This window comes from Sphingobacterium allocomposti (assembly GCF_008124885.1).
GTDB classification, from domain to species: Bacteria; Bacteroidota; Bacteroidia; order Sphingobacteriales; family Sphingobacteriaceae; genus Sphingobacterium; species Sphingobacterium allocomposti.
The window spans coordinates 1-20,818 of the sequence record NZ_VNHX01000022.1 but is presented as its reverse complement, the minus strand read 5'-3'; the positions used below and the strand labels follow the sequence as shown (position 1 = coordinate 20,818).

The following is a 20,818-nucleotide window of genomic DNA, read 5'->3' as shown; positions in this document are numbered from 1 at the left end:
ATGAATAGATTTTTTATTTATATATATATGGTCGGTACTATGGTGCTGATCAGCAGCTGTTCGAAGTTTTTGGAGCGGGAATCTCAGTCGATCTTGCCCGAGGATCAGGTGTATTCCGACGAAAAGATGATTCTGGCAGTTCTGGCAAACTATTATGGGCGAATGGATTGGGGACAGCATCTAGGCGACCCAGGTTCCTTCGCACTGCTCGACGAGGCGGCTTTTTCTTCCGGCGGGCCTAACAATATGCAGAATTATGCTGACGATATCTGGCGGATGTATGATTACACCCTCATACGCAACCTGAACGAGTTTATCCAAGGTGTCAAAGGATCGACATTGGAAGAAGAGACGAAACGTAATTATGAGGGCGAAGCACGGTTTATCCGGGCATGGGTCTATTTTAATATGGTGAAGAGGCTAGGCGGTGTACCATTGGTAGGCGACAAGATCTATGGTTATCAACCGGGTATGAATCCCGAAGAGCTCCAGATCGCGCGTGCAACGGAGCAAGCGTCCTACGAATATATTATCGACGAATGTACAGCCGCTGCCGATATACTAACGACTGATAAGAATGCCAATTCAGCCCGGGCAAACAAATGGGTCGCACTTGCACTAAAAGCAAGAGCTGCTTTGTATGCAGCCTCAATAGCGAAATACGGCGCGCGGACGCCAGATGTAAAAACAGCAGGAGGGGAAGTGGGGATTCCGGCATCGGAAGCTACACGCTTTTACCAGATCGCATATGAAACGGCGCTGACGATCATACAGGACAGTCCATATGTGCTTTATCAAAAAAATGCCGACAAAGGTAGAAATTTCTACGAGGCGACGAGCAGCAAGGGAAGTGAAGAAGTTATCTGGGCGAGAGATTATAAATATCCAGGGCAAACTCACCCCTTTACGAACAACGTGGTAGCCTCCTCTGTAAGAGGTGATATCGATGCCAATATCGTAACGCCTATACTCAATCTTGTCGAGGACTTTGAGTATATAGATCGCCGTAATGGAGCATTGAAACTAAGAGACGAAAGTGGTGACTTCATTTACTATACCAATCCGCAGGATGTCTTTGCGAACAAGGATCCAAGACTTTATGGAACGGTCATCTACTCCGGGGCAGATTTTGGTGGAACGGCAATAACCTATCAGGCGGGAGTGCGTTATCTTGAAAATGGAGAATGGAAGGTAAGAACCGGCACCCCGGGGGCTATAGACAATACTTATGGTCTCGTAACAAGTCAAGACGGTCCGACGACATCTAACGACCAGTTTATCAATAAAACAGGCTTTAATATACGTAAGTTCGTCGAAGAGAATCGCGATGCTTCGACCCGCGGGCGCGGCAGTGACATGTGGTTTGTACGCTTTCGTTTTGCCGAATTTCTCATGATCGCAGCTGAAGCTGCGTTGGAACTGAACAGGCCTCAGGACGAAGTTGCCGGATATATTAACGAGATTCGAGCAAGGGCGGGCATCCAGCCTTTAGAACAGGTTACCTTACAGGATATCGTCCGCGAGCGGCGGGTCGAGTTTGCTTTTGAAAACCATCGCTATTGGGATTTGAAACGCTGGCGTATTGCCCACGAAGTGTGGAATGGTCAGGATACGCCTACAGCAACGCATTACGTGCTTTTTCCATATAAGGTATACGCGCCCGGGACAGAATATCACGACAAATGGGTGTTTGAGAAGCGCAAAGCCAGCCATACGATGTATCCCCGCTATTTTAGATATCAGAATTATTACAATTTTATCAACCAAGACTGGATTAATGCTAACCCGAAGCTTGTCCGGAATCCATATCAATAAGATAACAGAAGGGGAAAAGCGATAGATTAATATTAAAAGCAGCATCTTAAAAATATAGAGATTAATGAAGACATTTTTTGTTAAACCGGTTCTTTTATTCCTCTTCAGTGTGCTGATTATAGCATGTGGAAAGGACAATTACGAAGCACCTTCGTCGATGTTGACGGGGGTGGTAACCTACAACGGGAAGCCCGTTGGTGTTCGTGGGTCGAATGCCTCCGTCCGGCTGCAACTGTGGCAAGACGGTTTTCCGGTAAAGACTCCGATAGATGTATTTGTTTCGCAAGACGGCTCGTTTTCCGCGCAGCTTTTTGACGGAACGTACAAACTGGTGACGGTGCCGGGGAACGGGCCGTGGGAACACACGGCCGATACACTACAGGTGGAGGTCAGAGGCGATACACATATCGATTTTTCCGTCAGGCCGTTCTTCTCGCTATCGGAAGTCGATTATAAACTGGAAGGGCAAGAGCTCGTGGCGACCTTCGATCTCGAAAGAATAAGCGAGATCAGAACTATCGATGACGTCAGTTTATTAGTCAACGACACATACTTTGTCGATCTCGGCCACTTTACCGCACGGGAAACCCTCACCGGTATAGATGAAGGTACTATTACTATCCGGTTAAATGTAGGTAGTCAACTAGCGAGCTCAAACAGTGTTTTCGCGAGGGTGGGCGTCAAAATTAACGGAATAACAGAGGCTATATATGATAGCCATGTGGAAAAAATAAAGTAAATTAAAGCGATTGTTTTGACGTGTTAGACGGATGACGTTATAATGAATGATGAAATACCATAAAACTGTATTAATATCAATAGTGTGGCTAGTAGCGGGGAGACTGTCTGCCCAGCAGCCGTATAACGTGCTGTTTTTGCTGGTTGACGACCTTCGTCCGTCTATTGGCGCCTTTGGCGATAAGTTTGCCCATGCCCCCCAAATAGACCGCCTGGCGCAGACAGCACATGTCTTTCATAGAGCTTATACCAATCAGGCTGTATGTGTTGCATCACGCTATAACCTGCTGCTCGGCTCCCGATCGACATCAACCGGATTGTACGATTTTGGCCGCGCTTTTCGCGACTTCTATCCGGGCGCGGTGACCATGCCGGAGCACTTCAAGAGACAGGGGTATTATACAGCGGCAATAGGGAAGGTGTTCCACGTGGGGCACAACACCTACAATGACGAACAATCCTGGTCAGTGCCTCATGAATATGATCTGGTGGTCGAGTATGCGGATAAATCCAACGTAGGTGCGACACGGGAAGAGGCATTGTTCGCCAACGTTCCGTGGAACCAGGCAAACCAGCTGATGAAAGGTAAGGCATGGGAGTGCTTGGACGTAAGCGATGAAACTTACGCGGATGGCCGCGTGGCCCAGAAGGCGATGGAACGTTTAACGACCTTAAAAGCGCAAAATCAGCCCTTCTTCCTTGCCGTGGGTTTTGCCAGGCCGCATCTTCCGTTTTCCGTGCCCAAGAAGTATTGGGACTTGTATAATCCCGACGAGATCCCGATGCCGCAGGATCAAAAGAATCCGAAAGGATCGCTACCTTATGCAAATAAACGCGATGGCGAAATAGTGCAGTATCTCGAAATACCGTCGGCAGCTGAGTCCGATCCTTTTCCGGATAGCTTGACGCGGAGGCTTATCCACGGGTATTACGCAGGTGTCAGCTATGTAGACGCCCAGATTGGGAAGGTGCTGGCAAAATTGCGGGAGACTGGTCTCGACAAAAATACGATCGTCGTCCTATGGGGAGATCATGGCTACCTCTTGGGCGAAATGGGCATGTGGACAAAACACGTAAACCACGAGCTGGCCAACCGGATTCCGCTTATTATCCGCCTCCCGGGTACAGAAGGGCGCGTAGACACAGAGGCGCTGATAGAAACGGTAGATATATATCCAACGCTAACCGCGCTATGCGGTCTTCCGCGGCCGAATGGCGACCAGCCCATGGACGGGAAAAGCTTTGCCGATTTTCTTGCGCACAGGGGTGCGGAGCCACGGCAATATATCTATCACTGTTTTCCGCGGGAGGGGAGGCTAGGCCGAGCGATCCGCGATGCCCGCTACCGGCTAATAGCATGGAAGCCCCTCCATGGACGGGAAGACGAGCAATACGAGTTATATGATTATAAAGGCGGGCTCGTCGAAAAAGAGAACATCTGGTCTGCAGATAGCCCGATTTTTTTGCGCTTGAAAGCCCTGCTGGATAGTGAGCCAACGGCAGCGCCGTTCCGACCGGAAAGTAAAATCAAATACAAATAATGAAGCAAAAACCGAAAACAATGATGAAAAAAACAATGGCCCTGTTTTGTATGGTGGCAACCTCCTTATCCCTGGGCTACGCTCAGCAGTGGAAGCCCGCTGGAGACAAAATTCTTACAGGCTGGGGAGAACAGCTGGATCCGGCGAACCCTCATCCGGAATATCCGAGGCCGCACCTAAAGCGGGACGGAAACTGGCAAAACCTGAATGGATTGTGGAAGTATAAAATCACATCGAAAGAGCAGGGACAAGCACCGACATCGTGGGACGGCGATATTCTCGTTCCGTTCGCCGTAGAATCGGCCCTGTCAGGTGTCGGAAAAAGCGTAGGGAAGGACCAGGCATTGTGGTACCACAACGAAATAAGTGTCGACAAAAAGTTACAGAAAGGAAAGCTGCTGTTACATTTTGGAGCCGTGGACTGGCAGTGTGACGTGTATGTCAATGGCCAGCATGTGGGACAACATGAAGGCGGTTTCGATCCATTTTACATGGATATTACTGCAGCTCTAAAGAAAGGAGCTAAGCAGCTGGTAACCATCCGTGTCTGGGATCCGACGAGTGAAGGCCCCCAACCCCGGGGTAAACAGATAAACAACCCTCACGGGATATGGTATACGCCTGTTACGGGTATCTGGCAAACCGTATGGTTAGAATCTGTGCCGCAGACGTACATTGTCGCTACCAAACAGACGCCAGATGTCGACGCTTCTTCTTTGACGGTGTCCGCAAAGGTAGATGGAGCACAAGCTGGAGACCAGCTGTTGGTCGAGGCCTTTGATGGCGCAAGAAAGATAGCAGAGGCGTCTGCAGCGGTAGGGTCCGATGCAAGTCTGAATGTAGCGAATCCCCAATTGTGGAGTCCGGATAGCCCCAAATTGTACGATTTGACGGTTAAGGTGTTACGCAAAGGGAAAGTCATCGACCAGACGCAGAGTTATTTTGCAATGCGGAAAATAACGGTAAAAAAAGACGGGAAAGGTGTTCAGCGGATGTACCTGAATGATAAGTTTGTCTTTCACTATGGTCCATTGGACCAAGGCTGGTGGCCTGACGGTCTACATACCGCCCCGTCTGATGAGGCGTTAAAGTTTGATGTGCTGAAAACAAAGGAGATGGGGTTCAATATGATCCGTAAACACATCAAAGTGGAGCCTGCCCGCTGGTATAGGCACTGCGACAGTATTGGAATCTTAGTCTGGCAGGATATGCCGAGCGGCGACCTGGGAGGAAACATCTGGGATATGCAGCCCGGCAAAATATCGAATGGCGTGCACGACAAGCAACGAAGCCCGGAGTCAGAAGCCATATACAGAAAAGAGTGGAAGAACATCATGGACGCTTTGCATAACTTCCCAAGTATAGTGGTGTGGGTTCCGTTTAACGAAGCTTGGGGGCAGTTTAAAACCAAGGAAATTACCGAATGGACGATGAAGTACGACCCGTCGCGGTTGGTGAATAGCGCGAGCGGCGGAAACTTCGCTTATACAGGGCATATTCTGGATATTCACAACTACCCGGACGCGGCAATGCCTGATCCCAAGATTTTTGGAGATAAATTCGTTCTGGCTTTAGGCGAGTTTGGCGGGCTGGGATTACCTGTGGAGGGACATACGTGGCAGCAAAAGGACAACTGGGGCTACCAGTCGTTTAAAAACAAAGAGGAACTTCAGCGCCGCTATGAGGAAGTTGTACATAACTTACAAAGTCTCATTCCTCTGGGATTATCTGCCGGTGTATATACACAGACTACCGATGTAGAAGTAGAAACCAACGGTCTGATGACCTACGATCGTAAAGTGATTAAGATACCTGAAGCAACGTTGAAAAGCATTCACGACAAGTTGTATAATGTAGTTATAGATTAGTTGAATGATAGGATCTCCGGGGAGCAGCCTCGCTTCTCGGATCCTTCTATACGTCGCTATGAGTGGCGATTATTAAAATCCTCCACGTTCGTCCAACAACCGGGCGATGTCCCGCAGGATGCTGTTTTGTTCCCGTTTAACTTCTAAGTAGCGGTTCAGAAAATGATCAATAAAACGGTATACAATAAGCAATCCGGAAGCTACGAGCACAATCCAGAACCCGTAACCAGTAAAAAACTCAGTCAGCATAATTATAAATTTAGGTGGTCAGTTGTTAGTTTTCTTTCATAGTTTAAATCACTATATAAATATAATAAATATTGAAATAGAAACAACGGCGGCTAATAAATAAAAATAACTTTCGCTTATTTCTTCGGGGATAGATCTACTTCGCAGGCAAGAGCAGAAATTTTGACTAATCGCTAGCGGAGGCGGCGTAAAACGGTGCGCTCTCAAGGTCAACGGCAAGTCAAGAATAGCGGATTTCAGTCGGGTTAGTCGGGAAAACGCTAACTTAGCGCAGTGGCACATGGGACAGCGATGCTGAAGATGGAAGAACAGAATGTAGATTCAATATATAGTAATATACTCGAATGCAGGCATTGCGAGGCTCAGCTTCCCTGTGGAGCAAATCCGGTGCTAACATTGGGTGCTAATGCTAAAATTCTTATTATCGGCCAGGCGCCGGGCCTGAAAGTGCATCAGTCAGGAATTCCGTGGAACGATCAGAGCGGCCGCGAACTTAGAAGCTGGCTGGGCGTTTCGGAAGCAGAATTTTACAATGTAGACAATTTCGCCATCTTGCCGATGGGATTCTGTTATCCGGGGAAGGGAAAAAATGGCGATCTGCCCCCACGGCCGGAATGTGCTGCGTTATGGCACGGTGCCGTTCTTCCTCTGCTGAAAAATATTAAACTTACGTTGCTGATCGGAAAATACGCACAACAGCATTACCTGTCGGCTGCAACGAACGAAAGCCTGACCGGGAATGTACGAAATTTCGAAAAATACCTGCCCGACGTCCTTCCCTTGCCACATCCATCGCCCAGGAACTTCATCTGGAAAGCTAAGAATCCGTGGTTTAAAGAAGAAGTATTGCCGGTACTGCAGACCCGTGTGAAAGAAGTGCTGTACGGGGAGAGGACGTAACATATCCGTGTTTTGTGGCCGTTTCCGCAACCTTGTACTGATTTAGTTGTTACCTTTGCAGGCAATCTGGGATCATAATGCGGCGAAAAATTCTTTTTTATAGTTACCTAAAACTGATAGCAGCATCAACGATTATAGCGGTTGTATGCTGTCTGCTTGCGTTTTCGTTGAAACATTTGACGGAGCGTGCGCAGCACCTTTTGTTTACGGGAACGAGCAATATCAATGCTTTGCTTTTGGTTGTGTTACCCTCGGTGGGGATTACAGCGATTTATTTTCTGCGGAAATATCTATTCAAAAATCGGAAGAACAAAGGTATCAAAGAAATCTATACGACATTGGAAACGCGAAAGGATCACCTCCCGTTCTTTAAAATACCTTCCCATTACATAAACGGTTTCTTGACGGTGGTATTCGGAGGATCGACGGGCGTAGAAGTATCGACGGTCGTTGCTACGGCGACTGTTGGAAACCAGGTGTATAAACAGCGTTTTATACCGCTGGCATTTAAGAGGGAATTAATTTGCGCAGGTGTCGCGGCGGGCGTCACCGTATTATTCGGCAGTGCGCTGGGTGGATGGTTGTTTGCAGTAGAAGTCATTGCCAAAAAGCTACATAAAACCGTGTTGCTAAGCTGTACTGTAGCTACAGTGGTTGCATACGCTTTCGTTCAACATTTTGATAGGGGATTCCTGGTAGCGATGCCTGCGACGGAATGGCGTTCTGCGACGCTTCCTTTTATCCTGGCACTGGGCTGCCTGGGAGGCCTGTTGGCGACGTACTTCACCCATGCTGTCATCCGGTGCAAGACATGGTTCGGCAAGATTAAAAGTAACTTTGTGCGCGTCAACCTCGGCGCACTGATCGTCGGAGGGCTGATCTTTTTTTTTCCATTTCTCTATGGCGACAGCTATCACGGGCTGGCGTCTATGCTGGAACGTTTCTCCGCGGGCAACACATCCTCCCTTTTAGTGGGAACGCTGGCGGCGCTGGTATTTTTGAAGCCCTTGGCGGCCTCGTTAACACTGGGCGCAGGTGGAGATGGGGGCGTATTTGCGCCGAGTATAGTATCGGGTGCGTTCCTCGGCATATTGGTGGCTTATTGGGGCAATAGCCATTTCGGCGCAGACCTGTCGATCATCAATTTTGCCCTGGTCGGCGCTGCGGCCACGCTGTCGGCCGCCATCCACGGTCCGGTTACTTCCGTATTTCTAATAAGCGCCGTTGCTCCTCACGGGGAACGGCTTTTTATACCTTTGGCGATCGCCGCGCTGATCTCCTATATGCTCTCAAAAGCGCTTTATCCCTATAACGTTTACACCTATCCGGAGAAATAATAGCTTCAACTGAGATGTATATTTTTCTGTACATAATGAGGAATCGGAGGAGGAAGGTGTTAGGATGGTAAAAGAGCGAGCAGTGAAATAGCTGTCATTAGCGCCCCTAGCTTGTCGGCTGCTAGTCACGAGAATAAACAACGAATCTTAACAGCTCTAAAAAACGGAAGCCCAAAGTCGGGCGACTTTAGGGCTTCCAAACCAATTATTAACCTAAATTATGAGTTAATGCATGTCCAAACACTATGCCAAAAATTATTTTGCTTCCCGATTTTCTAAAAATTTATGGGTTTGTAGAGAAAATAGATGCATTTGCAATTAAAGCCCTTTTATTGAATTTCAAGATGTCGGTAATCAGTTCCGCGAAATCTTCCGGCTGCAACACTTTCTCCGGATTCCCGTCCGTGATCTTTAGATCAGACATCGTCATATCAGTAGCGATAGTGCTCGGGGTTAAGGTTGTTACGCGGATATTCTCCTTTCTCATCTCATACATTAATGACTCGGAAAAGCCGATTACAGCCGACTTAGAGGCGCTATATGCCGATGAGTTTGCACTGCCTTTTAAACCAGCTGTGGACGCAATATTGATAATGTCCCCACTGCCTTGTGCCTTCATAAACGGGATAATGGCCTTCGCCACATAATACGCGCCGAGCACATTAACCTGAATAATTCTTTCCCACTGCGCTGTGGGCATCTCTTCAACCGTTCCAAACGCAGCAATTCCGGCATTGTTAATCAAAATGTCTATCTGATGGAATGTATTCTTTATTTTTTCGATACCTGCTTGGACTTCAGCTTGGTTGCCCACGTCGAAAACAGCATAAGTCACTTTTACTCCGTAAGCTTCCAATTCTTTTACGGCTTCTTGTAACCGTTGCTCATCCCGCCCGCTTATCGCGACATGTACTCCTTCTTTAGCCAGCGCGATAGCTGTAGCTTTTCCCAAACCTCGGCTGCCGCCTGTTATTATTGCTGTCTTACCTTTTAATTCGATCATGTTACGTTGTTATTTGTTGTTGACGAGGTAAAAATAAGTAAATGTATGCTGTCGTTGCCGTCATTTTTTAGTAATCTTCACTCATACTGTCGCCACGATGGCGTGCTTTCGCTTGTCGGCGATCCCAAGATATACTAGTAGGCCACCGGCGACCGCCGCATATCCCGCAAGTATACAAAGGGCTAGCGGACCAACCGAAGTAGAACCTGGAACAAACTGGCCTGCGAAACTCAATACAGACAGTCCGATCCCTGCGCCCAGAAAGTAGGTGGTGCTTGTCAGACTCGACGCCACTCCGTAATGTGTCGCTGGCACATTCCGTACGCCCAATACAGACAGGCTGGTAAAACAGAGGGTCATACCTATTCCGGATATACAGGCGGCACCGAATAAAACCAGCGGCAGCGGATGCCCTAGATACAAGGCCGCAAGCAGCGCTATGGCTCCGGAGAACATAAAAAACATTCCTAAAATGCCGATGGTGACGGTCGATAGCCTATCGCTGATTTTAGGGATAGCAAATTTGGCTATCAGCGCCGATAGCATACTAAACGGAACAAGTAAAAGACCCGCCCCCGCTGCGGAGTACTCCATATCCTGCTGCAGCATAAGCGAAATCAGAAATAGGAAGCCAATAAAAAATGCGCCAAGCAAGAAAAAAGAAAGATTGGAAACCACCAATGACTGATTGCTGAAAAGCGCGGGATCGATTAGTGGATGTTTCTGCGTGAGAAGACGGGAAACGAATGTCGCGAGCAGGAGGAAGGATAAAAGCAGTAAACCTATAATGGAAAAGGGACGCTCTTCAATATATGGAAGATCGTGAACCCCAAAAGTCAACAGTAGTAACCCCGATACCAGTAGCATAGATGCAACGACATCGACGTTATTTTTCTTTTCCGCGACGGGATCTTTAGGAAAGTGGTATAAAGCGGCGAAAAAAGTAAATAATAAGATGGGAACATTGATTAAGAAAACCCAGTTCCAACTTATATAGGTGCTAATGAGACCCCCAACCGACAGCCCGCTTCCGGAACCTATAGCGGCAAACGAACTAAAAATCCCGAGTGCACGGCTCCTTTCCTTCGGCTGTCGGAAGGTATGGGTGACGATAGCAAGGGAGGCCGGCATGAGCAGAGCGGCTCCGAAGCCTTGGATGGCACGGAAAACGGCTAACAATATGAAATTTGATGACAATCCGGCACCAAGAGAGGAGAGAAAAAACAACACGGTTCCCCACATAAAGATTTTCTTCTTCCCTATGTGGTCGGTGAGTTTTCCGCCTATAATAAGAAAGCCTCCAAAAAATAGTACATATAATGTCTGTAACCATTGCACCGTTTCCTTATCAACCTGAAACTGCTGCTGTATAGCTGGGATGGTAAGGTTGATGATGGCAATATCCAAGGCTTCCACAAACGTACCTATAGAAGCTAAAATCAAAATAGTATTTTCTTTTCTGGTCATTCCTTCCTGCTAAATTTTTTGCCAAAGCTAGTTTTTGTGCATAAACGTCTGGTATAATTATTTAAAATTGGAACATTTGTTTTATTTTATGCGTTTTTATGTGTCACTTGTTCTTTTGTGTATCTTTGAACATGCCGAAAAAAGAACAACACGAAACGCCCGATTTTCTTGTCGATAGGAAGGACCTCGAAATTTTGCGCTTAGTGCAGCAGGATGCTAAGCTCAGTGTACGTGAAATTGCCAAACGTATACATCTGAGCCCAACGCCGACGCACGAGCGGATTAAACGATTGGAGCAGCAGGGGGTTATACGTGAATACGTAGCAATCGTCGACCGCCGAAAGGTAAACAAGGGAATTATGGTGTTGTGTATGGTGGCATTAAGCGTACATAATAAGAAGTCTGCCGGAAATTTTATCAATGAGGTAATCAAGCTTCCCGAGGTGATTGAGTTTTATAATATCAGCGGCGATTTTGATTTTATGCTTAAAATCGTGTCGTCGAGCATGGACGATTTTCATGACTTCTTTGTGAATCGTCTATCAGAGATTGAGGGCATTGGTCAAACGAAGAGTATTTTTGTGATGAATACGATGAAAGAGTCACATCAATTGCTGTGATACCCGTTCCAGCGACGTTTATATTTTCTTGTCACGCCGCCCTACATGGTGGTATCGGACCAGAGCGTCTAACTTCGAAAACAGGAGTTAATAAAAAATGGCCGAGCGAACGCGTCGGCCATTCACGGATGGAACTAATTGTAAATATCGTATCTGTTTAATAATATTCGATCACTCTCCATTCGCTTTGTTGGAATAATGATGCGCCGTTATTCGCAACGATGACAATGCGATAACGGGAGAAAGCCGTATTATTTTCAAACTCGAAGCGCCGCGTCTGTGTACGGGCAGTGAACACCTCATCTGTCCGGGTATCAAGGACCGTCCAGTTCGTCCCGTCGTTCGATCCCTCCAGTCGCCACGTTCTTGGATCTCTTCCCTCGGCATCGTTTCCGGAGGTGAAGGTATAAGCTCCCAAAATCTTTGCACTTGGAAAGGTCAGTTGAAACCACATTCCAGAGGTATAGTTTTGCGTTAGATATTTAGTGCCTACATCGCCATCAACTAGCTTTGGAGATCCTTCTCCAGCCCCGGCGCCGCCGTTGTTCTCATGGCTAACAGCGAGGGTAGCGAGTCCGGTAACATCTCGTTCGCGCCGGATCAGCGAATCGATGCGAAAATACGCTATAGATAGCTGGTCGTTAACAGGATTTGTGGCGGCACTGACTAGTTTGATAGGAAGCATATAGCTTGTCCCCAGTTCGAGCGCGGAGGCGGAAACGATTACCTTCAGGGGGTCCGAGTCTACGACGCCAGCACGGATAACGGATTGCAATCCTGATATCGTATAGGAGTTTTCCGGGAAAGCGATGAAATTTGTCCCGTGTGCTTGGTTGTATGCTGATATTAAACTCGGATCAGCTTCAAACTCCACCGTGATGTTGGACTGGGGGTAGTTGATGCCCCCATAGGAAGCTCCAAAGTGGATGTCCTGCAATGTATCAATAGCATATAGCGTTAACGCCGCACGGTTTTCATACGCCTGGGCCATATAAATATGTCCTTCGTTCTCTACTTCATAGACGACGTCCTTTGTGCAAGAAGTTAAGGCAAATACTAGCAAGCTCAGTGATAGTATAGCTTGCTGCATGTTATTGTATGTAAGATAAATAGGATTTTTCATTTAATTATATATTGGGGAGTACCTATTTTAATGGTATTAATGAGGCTCCTTGACGGGAACCCTCGGGTCCCCTGTTGTGGCGTTAAATCATTGTCCATCTTGGATTGGTACTCCATTGTGTAGTGACTTGTGATCAATTTATTTTAAACTACCATCCGGGATTTTGTACCAAAAGCTCATTTTTTAAGATTTCGTTGTCGGGAACTGGCCATAGATAATCCCGTTGACGAAACGTCCTGCTTTCGATTAGCGTTCTTTCGTAGAATGCGTTGCCATCTTCGTACATATTCATTCCGAATACTTCTCCGCTGAATTCGGTGTCAGCAGTTTTCCACCGCCTGCAGTCGAAATAGCGAGCGTTTTCGAAAGCTAGCTCAACTTGACGTTCCTTGCGGATCGCTGTTCTCATGGCCTGTTGTGAAGAAGGAGCTGGTATTTGATCTGTTCCGCTGCCATACGTCGGTATTCCAGCCCGTGTCCGGATAAGATTTACATACTTTAATATATCACTGTTACCTGGATCATATTCGTTGAGAGCCTCAGCATAGTCTAGATATATTTGAGCTAAGCGTAGCTGAACAGATCCTCTCCCGCTACCGTTCGCAACGACGTTTTTTCTTACTATGTATCCGGTGGGAGAAACATCAGAGGTACTTTGTTTTCTTCCGGAGTTCCCCGATAGTTCCATGACGGTGATGACCTCGTTTGTGTTCGACCCTTGGTTTAGCCAATAGCTTCTGTTATAGGTGATCCCCACGTAAAATCGAGGCTCTCTATTGGTCCAAGGCGCAAAGGTACTGCGCGCTTTCGTGTCGAACGGCGCTTTATATTCCGGAAAGCCGGACGGCTGGTATCCGGAACTGGGGTCAGCAATCGACTTTCCGTTAGCCATAAAGTATGCGTCGACCATTTTTTGCGTGGCTCCGAGTGCGCCACCTCCCTGTACGTCCGTGGTAAAACCGACATGTTTAGGTGTCCGATCGTATTGCGTATAGTTGTCCGAAGCAGGTCTTGCGAAGATCCATTCCTTATTCCACTCAATAGACATAACGTATCGTGTCGAGTTGTAGGCTTGCAAAAAGGGGTCAGCGTTCGGTTGTACGTAAAGGTCGTATGTCGTTGGAACAAACTCGTCAATAAAATCCTTAGCAGCTTCAGCAGATGCCCGCCATTTATTGATGTCGTACGTTTGGTTAATAAGGTGGGTGCCATCTGTGTTAATCAATCCCGATAGGTCCCTGTTTCCATTGAACAGTGGGCTGGCAGCTAAGTGGAGGGCCTGCTGTTTGAATGCTTTTGCCATACCTTTGGTGATTCTGCCGTATTCGTCGTCGACAGGGGTGACAGGAAGGTCTGTGTAGGCAATATCAAGCTCGGTTGTAATGAAGGTTATACATTCATCGAAGCTATTTCGCGGCAAGAGGACGTCGTTTAGCGGAGCATCTACCGGCAGGACTTCGTTGACTAACGGGACTGGGCCGTACAGGCGTACCAGCCAGAAGTAATACATAGCACGCAGTGCTCTTGCTTCCGCCTTGTACCTCGTTTTCATCGCGTCGGTAACTTCAGCCGGGTTAGCGGAATCAATCTTATCGATAAAATCAGTTGCGTTTCGAATAGACTTATAGTAGTTATCCCAAAAGGTCGCAACCGTCCCGTCTGTTGTCGCCCACGTACTTTTGTTTAAGTTGTTGGCGTAGTTAAAGTCCCAAGTATATTTTGCCTCGTCCGAACCGGCAGTCCATGCTCCCGAATATTGCGTACCGACAAATCGTTGAGCGAGTTCATTGGGTATATTTGCGTAAATCTGCGTGAGGTAGTTATCTACATAGGTCCTCGATTTAAAGATATCGTCAACGGTCAAGACATTGTCGGGCACTTGATCCAGAAAGCCTGAGCAAGAACTCGAAAGAAGCAAGCCTCCTAGGGAGATTGCAAGAAATATATTCGATTTAAATTTTACGTTTTTCATCGTCACTTGTTTGTTAATGGTCGTTAAAAGTTAGCTTGAATACCGATGGAGTATGTGCGCGTGTTAGGGTAACTTGAACCGTTACCGGTGTTAAGTTCTGGGTCCCAAAGCTTAAATTTGCTCCAATACAGGAGGTTTAATCCCTGGAAATATATACGTGCAGTTGTTACTCCTAGATTTTTAAGCTTGTCACCTTTAAAGTTGTATCCCAAGTCTACCGTCTTCAGCCTAATAAAGTCGATGTCTTTTACCCACCATGTGGAGGCAACCGAGTTGTTCCGGTTGATGGAGTTGCCGTAGCCTAAGCGGGGATAAAAGACGTCATTGGAGGGATTGTCTGTTGTCCACCTGGATTCTGCAATGGCGAATAGGTTGCTGCGCTCGGCACCTGTGCTATTGTTAAAGGGAAGGATGCCGTCTCCTGATATGAGTCTTTCCGCACCGTTCACACCTTGAAAAAAGGCCCCGAGATAAAAGCCTTTATAACTAACATTAAACCCTGCTCCGTATACCCAGTTAGGGACATCGCCGTTGCCAATTTTCGTTTGGTCATATGTGTTGATCACTCCATCGCCGTTTAGGTCTTTATAACGTATATCGCCTATACGTTGAGTCCCTAAGGCAGATTGATCAGCGTGATTGTCAATTTCGGCTTGACTTTGGAAGAGCCCGTCGGCAACATATCCATATGTTGCTAGAAAATTGCGTCCCCTTCTTTCTAAATAAGGAAACAGTTGTCTGGGGTTGTCATTGTCAATAACTTGATCTTTATTATAGGAGAAAGTTCCGTTAAAAGACCAGGTTGTCTCGCCAAGTTGCGCTCCTTCCAGAGACACGGTGCCGTCGAAGCCCTGGTTTTTGATTATGCCGAGGTTTCCATAAGGTTGATTTTGTAGTCCCAGATAATTTGGCAGGCTCGCCCTTTGTAAAAAAATACCGGTTCTATTCTCCTTGAACCAATCGACTACAACGTTTAGCTTTCCCTTAAGTGTTGTAAATTCGAGACCGATGTCATGCTTATGTGATTCGGCCCAAGTAACGTCGTATCCATAATCAGAGATAGCGACGCCGCCATATGATCTGTTTCCAGAGCCGGTATAAAAGGAGTAACCGGTAGCACCGGTTGTTACGATCGTCAAATAGCCGAATCTCCTCCCCCCTCCTCCAGAACCGGTAATTCCATTGGAGTAGCGGAGCTTGATCATTTGAAAGGTCTCTTTCGCCGGTTCAAAGAACTTTTCGTTTGACAATATCCATCCCACACCAAAAGAAGGGAAGAAGCCATATCTGCGACTCGGTACAAAGTTCTCCGATCCGTCGTATGCAAAGTTGATTTCCGCCGCATATCGGTCGTCGAAAAGGTAGTTCCCGCGACCAACGATGCGTTGCGTACGAAAAGGTAAGGAACTGGTTAAATTAGTCGCAAACGCGCTAACCTCGTCAGTTTGCGTGTACAAAAGTAGGCCTGTTACGCTATGTTTCCCGAATTGTCTGTTGTAATTAACGCCACCCTCAAAATAAAACTGACGATCGCCGGAATTTGCCCGCCGGTATCCAAGATCTTGGGAGCCGTTGGACATGACAACAAGGTTTAGTGTCCCATCTTCATTGTAAGGATTTCCTTGATCTATGGCATAAGTACTAGGCATCCGGTATCGGGAAATGCTGTGGGAGTTGAAGGTGTCGAACGAAAACATTCCGTAAGCCGCTAGTCCTTCAGTCAGAAAATCCAATTGCTGTGTAATTTTTGCATTTGAATAAATCTGGCTACGCACATCGTTAATGTATCCGGTTTGGGTAGCCAAAGCGTACGGGTTGGGTTGCGCGTCGGTAGATTGGTTGACCGAGGGTATCAGATTTCCAGGATACATGACGGGGTAGAGTACGGGTGTTGTTTGCATCACCCGGTTGAAGATCGACTGTACGCCCGCCGCCGGATTGTTGTTGCTGGAAGCTGTGATATCGGTCTGGGCATTCGGATAGTTTGTATTTGAGATATAACCTTGTACGCCTAGAGAAAATTTGGTTGTTTTTGTCCAGTTCATGTCCACGTTCGAGGTAAAATTATACCTTCGGTAGCGTGAATCCGCTTTGTATGCTTGCAAAGCATCCATGTTTAATAGGCTGGACTCATCATAATAGGCGGCTGAAGCATAGAACTGGGTGCTCTCAGACCCTCCTCGCGCGCTAAAGTTGGCGCGACGGTTGTAGGATGCATTTTTAAAAATGACGTCCATCCAGTTTACGTTGGGATAGAGATAGGGATCGGTCCCAGCCAGAGTGTTTTGTATATACTCTTCGCTGTATTCAGGACTTAGGCCAGACGCGACCATAGCTTCATTTCGTAGGCGCATGTATTGTTCTGCATTTGTCAACGCTGGGGTTTTCGTGAAATTGACGATGCCCTGATTGTAATTGAACATTAACGTGGGCTTTCCGGTGCGACCTTTCTTTGTGGTTATTAAGATTACACCGTTTGCACCTTGAGCACCATATACGGCTGTTGCAGAGGCGTCTTTCAAGATGGTTAAGCTGGCTATATCCTCGGGATCAAAAGCGTTGAGATCGCGTCCCTGTACACCGTCGACCACTATTAACGGGGAGGCGCTGTTCTGTGAGTTGAACGTTGATATACCGCGTATCCATACATCGGCGGAGTTGCTTCCAGGAAGTCCGGTGCGCTGCACCCCTACGAGTCCGGCTATTCGCCCTGCTAATGTTGCGCTTAAGTTGGCCACGGGCTGTTTTAAATCTTCAACTTTAACGGTGGATTGCGCCCCTACCATGTTGATCTTTCGTTGTTGGCCATATCCAACGACCACCACTTCGTTCAGGGAGTTATCTTCCCCCTCCATAACTACATTAATCTCGATAACATTAGAGACTAGTTGGACGACGGATTTATAACCTACATAACGATACTGCAATGTGTCGCCTTGTGAAGCCTGAACTGAATACTTGCCGGATTCGTCCGTTGAAATTGTTTGTCCGGTGGCGAGATTCGTAACTGATACGCCCGTCAGGGATTGGTTTAAGTTGTTTGTTACCTTTCCGGTTATTGTAAGTGCCGACTTCTGAGCGACGGCTACATAACAGGTGAGAAAGCAACATACAACTACTGCGATTTTGTAAAATAATGGTTTGTTCTTCATAATTCTAATAGTTGCTTGTTTGAGCTGGATAGTTATTTTTAGCAGAGGCTAAGTTGAGAGTGAAATTATAGAGTATTTTAGTGTTAAGCTGTTAATAACTTCCTAACGGAATGTTAATGGTTTGTTAATGATTTTTGTGTTGTTGCTGGTTGGCACTTGTCTGTGTCTATAAAATAGCTACCTTTGCATCATCATATCATCAGATGAATTATGAAGGTAATCAAAAGAATGTCCCTGGCGGAAGAAGTAGCGGAGCTGATCCGCGGAAAAATTAGATCCAGTGAGTACGTAATTCAGTCTAAATTGCCAACCGAGCCTGAATTGATGAAAGCTTTCGGAGTAGGGCGGTCGAGTGTTCGCGAAGCCATCCGTATCCTTGTAAACTGTGGGTATTTGCGCGTTCAGCAAGGAGTGGGCACATTCGTCATAAGCGTTGACGGAAACGAACCGTTGGATAGGGCCTTCGAGCGCGGCCAATTTTCGGACTTATTGGAAGTGCGTCTGCTTTTGGAGACCCGTATTGCCGAGAAGGCGGCCTTAAATAGAAGATCTGTAGATTTGCGTAAGATGCGTGACGCATTATCGTTGCGGAAAAAGTATGTGGAGGAAGATAACTTGAAGGCTTGTATAGAGGCCGATATTGCGTTCCATCATGCTGTTGCGGAAGGGTGTGGAAATAGCATCTTGGTCGAACTGTACGGAGCGTCTTCGAAGTACGTTTACGAAGCCTTTTGTCAAATGTATACGTCAACCAAAGTCTTTGCGGAGACGCAGGATGCACATGAACAATTATATCTGGCTATCGAAAAACAGAATGTGGGCCAGACACGGAAGGTGTTAAACGCCATTATCGAGGCGGTATAGCCTATTTGCCTGATCAAAATATTTTTTAGAGAGTCTCCATTTCCATTTTATGAAAACAACTATAAATCCACCAGCAGGTCCGGCGGTAAAAGGAACGGTGTATAGCGTCTTATTTGCTATCAGCTTCGGACATTTGCTAAATGATCTTCTTCAGTCGGTAATCCCTTCTGTTTATCCCATGCTAAAGGACAACTTTAAGCTTAGTTTCGCTCAGGTTGGACTTATCACACTGGCGTTCCAGCTTTCAGCGTCTATTCTGCAGCCTTTCGTTGGGCATTATACGGACAGAAGACCTAATCCGATGTCGTTGGCTATAGGCATGGGGTTTACCCTGATTGGGTTGACGTCTTTATCAATGGCGTCAAATTTTGCTTTTATCTTACTCAGCGTTTGTTTGGTAGGTGTGGGGTCTTCCGTTTTCCACCCTGAGGCGTCCCGCGTGGCTCAGTTAGCGTCGGGAGGAAAAAAGGGGCTGGCGCAGTCGATATTTCAGGTAGGGGGGAACGCCGGAAGTGCTATTGGCCCGCTGATGGCGGCGCTTATCGTTATTCCGCATGGTCAGGCTTATATCCGATGGTTCGCCTGTTTCGCTATTCTCGGGATTGTTCTTCTCTCCGCTGTAGGTAAATGGTATAGACGGAACATGGGAGAACGAAAGACGCGCGTGGACGGGGGGAAAAGAGCCGGGGAAGTGCAGCCGTTGGGGAAAACGAAGGTCGCGTTGTCGATAGCGATACTGTTGATACTTATTTTTTCGAAATACTTTTATATGGCCTCCATGACCAATTACCTAACGTTCTATCTAATGGATAAGTTCGGTGTCAGCGTACAGGAGTCCCAATTTTATTTGTTCGCGTTTCTGGCTGCGGTTGCGGTTGGGACTATTTTGGGAGGTCCGATAGGAGATCGGTATGGCCGAAAACTGGTGATCTGGGTTTCTATTTTGGGAGCTGCGCCCTTTACGCTGCTTTTGCCGCATGTGGGATTGTTAATGACGGCTGTGCTGGCTATTGTTATCGGAGTGATCATCTCATCCGCCTTTTCGGCTATTTTGGTGTATGCTACCGATCTGGTGCCAGGCAAAGTTGGAACCATTGCAGGACTGTTCTTCGGTTTTGCGTTCGGCATGGGAGGGATTGGTTCGGCACTTTTAGGGTGGTTGGCCGACCATACGAGTATTGAGTACGTTTTTAATGTATGTGCCTATTTGCCGCTCATTGGTATTGTGACGGGCTTCTTACCGAATGTAAAAGGTGATCGACGGGTTGTTAAGCAGTAAAATGGTGAAGCGTCGTTGATTCGCAGAGCCGTTGTAAAGTTGTAAAGTCGTTAATCCGTAAAGCCGTGACCGGTGGAGATCAGCCTTCGGTACATGGCCGGTCTATGTGCGGGGCAGAAGCCGGTCAGCGGTAAGAATAATAGAGGTTTAAATGAGGGTTGACAGAGGGTTGATAGAGGGTTTATAGAGGTAAAACTCTATATACCCTCTGTTTTCCCTTAAGGAAGACTATGGCAGGACAGCAGGAAAGGCGCCGCAGGGGCGTCCTATGTGCGAAGCTTATAGCTTATATGATTTATGCCATTAGCCATTAGCCATCCGCTATCTGCCATTAGCCATTAGCCATCAGCTATCTGCCATTAGCCATTAGCCATCCGCTATCTGCCATTAGCCATTAGCCATCAGCTATCTGCCATTAGCCATCAGCTATCTGCTATCTGCCATTAGCCATTAGCCATTAGCCATCAGCTATCTGCTATCTGCCATCTGCCATCTGCCATCTGCCATCTGCCATCTGCCATCTGCCATCTGCCATCAGCCATCCGCTATCTGCCATTAGCCATTAGCCATTAGCCATCAGCTATCTGCTATCTGCCATCAGCCGGTTTAAAAATATCGTTCAGGTTTACAGGGGTTTGCGGTTTTTGGTCCGGAAAAAGGGGCGCAGGACTTGCACGGCGGTGTATAAAGTTCTATCTTTGCACCACTCCGCGAGGGAGGGACAGCACTGAAAGGCAGAAAAAGGGGGCCGGAAGGGGGATACCGTAAGGGGTTCCGCCGGCAGGAAGGGGAAGCAGGAAATTATTTTAAAATAAATTTTGCGGAAACGGAAAAACCTTTTACCTTTGCATTCCCGAACGGAATCGGGGAAAACAGAAAAGATAGTAATT

15 protein-coding genes are annotated in these 20,818 nt (G+C 47.1%); 9 read left to right on the top strand and 6 right to left on the bottom strand.

All coding sequences use genetic code 11. From position 1 onward, the window contains the following. The 4 genes from BC792_RS14500 to BC792_RS14485 all read left to right on the top strand — a co-directional run bounded on the left by BC792_RS14500 (position 1) and on the right by BC792_RS14485 (position 5,962). Complete coding sequence (locus BC792_RS14500; protein WP_148909735.1) at positions 1–1,815, top strand: RagB/SusD family nutrient uptake outer membrane protein; 1,815 nt, start codon at positions 1–3, stop codon at positions 1,813–1,815. A 64-nt stretch (positions 1,816–1,879) separates the two neighbouring features. Continuing rightward, positions 1,880–2,554, top strand: a complete 675-nt coding sequence (locus BC792_RS14495) for a DUF3823 domain-containing protein (protein ID WP_148909734.1) — start codon at positions 1,880–1,882, stop codon at positions 2,552–2,554. A 46-nt stretch (positions 2,555–2,600) separates the two neighbouring features. Continuing rightward, positions 2,601–4,094, top strand: coding sequence for a sulfatase (locus tag BC792_RS14490; protein ID WP_148909733.1), 1,494 nt, complete (start codon positions 2,601–2,603; stop codon positions 4,092–4,094). A gap of 20 nt (positions 4,095–4,114) precedes the next feature. Continuing rightward, a complete protein-coding gene (locus tag BC792_RS14485; protein WP_317131719.1) occupies positions 4,115–5,962 on the top strand; it encodes a glycoside hydrolase family 2 protein in 1,848 nt (615 codons plus the stop codon). 72 nt (positions 5,963–6,034) lie between these two features. Here the strand turns inward: BC792_RS14485 and BC792_RS18390 are convergent, their stop codons facing one another. Beyond that, entirely contained in the window at positions 6,035–6,211 is a 177-nt protein-coding gene (locus BC792_RS18390; protein WP_170250043.1) for a hypothetical protein, read from the bottom strand. A gap of 273 nt (positions 6,212–6,484) precedes the next feature. Between BC792_RS18390 and BC792_RS14480 the strand changes: the two genes are divergently transcribed. Continuing rightward, positions 6,485–7,111, top strand: coding sequence for a uracil-DNA glycosylase family protein (locus BC792_RS14480; RefSeq protein ID WP_246155099.1), 627 nt, complete (start codon positions 6,485–6,487; stop codon positions 7,109–7,111). Between the two features lie 77 nt (positions 7,112–7,188). Beyond that, positions 7,189–8,448: a chloride channel protein gene (locus tag BC792_RS14475; RefSeq protein WP_148909731.1), complete on the top strand. Its 1,260-nt coding sequence runs from the start codon at positions 7,189–7,191 to the stop codon at positions 8,446–8,448. A 283-nt stretch (positions 8,449–8,731) separates the two neighbouring features. Here the strand turns inward: BC792_RS14475 and BC792_RS14470 are convergent, their stop codons facing one another. Both BC792_RS14470 and BC792_RS14465 read right to left on the bottom strand, forming a co-directional pair. Next, a complete protein-coding gene (locus BC792_RS14470; RefSeq protein WP_211357549.1) occupies positions 8,732–9,451 on the bottom strand; it encodes a 3-ketoacyl-ACP reductase in 720 nt (239 codons plus the stop codon). Between the two features lie 81 nt (positions 9,452–9,532). After that, complete coding sequence (locus tag BC792_RS14465; RefSeq protein ID WP_148909730.1) at positions 9,533–10,918, bottom strand: MFS transporter; 1,386 nt, start codon at positions 10,916–10,918, stop codon at positions 9,533–9,535. A 131-nt stretch (positions 10,919–11,049) separates the two neighbouring features. Between BC792_RS14465 and BC792_RS14460 the strand changes: the two genes are divergently transcribed. Further along, complete coding sequence (locus tag BC792_RS14460) at positions 11,050–11,538, top strand: Lrp/AsnC family transcriptional regulator (RefSeq protein WP_148909729.1); 489 nt, start codon at positions 11,050–11,052, stop codon at positions 11,536–11,538. 157 nt (positions 11,539–11,695) lie between these two features. On the opposite strand, the gene BC792_RS14455 is transcribed toward BC792_RS14460, so the two are convergent. The 3 genes from BC792_RS14455 to BC792_RS14445 all read right to left on the bottom strand — a co-directional run bounded on the left by BC792_RS14455 (position 11,696) and on the right by BC792_RS14445 (position 17,785). Then, the gene (locus BC792_RS14455; RefSeq protein ID WP_148909728.1) at positions 11,696–12,661 is read right to left on the bottom strand and encodes a BT_3987 domain-containing protein; all 966 of its coding nucleotides are present in this window, start codon (positions 12,659–12,661) and stop codon (positions 11,696–11,698) included. A 148-nt stretch (positions 12,662–12,809) separates the two neighbouring features. Next, positions 12,810–14,633, bottom strand: coding sequence for a RagB/SusD family nutrient uptake outer membrane protein (locus BC792_RS14450; RefSeq protein WP_148909727.1), 1,824 nt, complete (start codon positions 14,631–14,633; stop codon positions 12,810–12,812). A 23-nt stretch (positions 14,634–14,656) separates the two neighbouring features. Beyond that, positions 14,657–17,785 (bottom strand): SusC/RagA family TonB-linked outer membrane protein, encoded by a 3,129-nt coding sequence (locus tag BC792_RS14445; protein WP_148909726.1) that lies wholly within the window; start codon positions 17,783–17,785, stop codon positions 14,657–14,659. 210 nt (positions 17,786–17,995) lie between these two features. Here BC792_RS14445 and BC792_RS14440 point away from each other — a divergent pair, with 210 nt between their 5' ends. Both BC792_RS14440 and BC792_RS14435 read left to right on the top strand, forming a co-directional pair. Next, entirely contained in the window at positions 17,996–18,649 is a 654-nt protein-coding gene (locus tag BC792_RS14440; RefSeq protein ID WP_148909725.1) for a FadR/GntR family transcriptional regulator, read from the top strand. A gap of 49 nt (positions 18,650–18,698) precedes the next feature. After that, entirely contained in the window at positions 18,699–19,928 is a 1,230-nt protein-coding gene (locus BC792_RS14435; protein WP_148909724.1) for an MFS transporter, read from the top strand. The last annotated feature ends 890 nt before the right edge of the window (positions 19,929–20,818 follow it).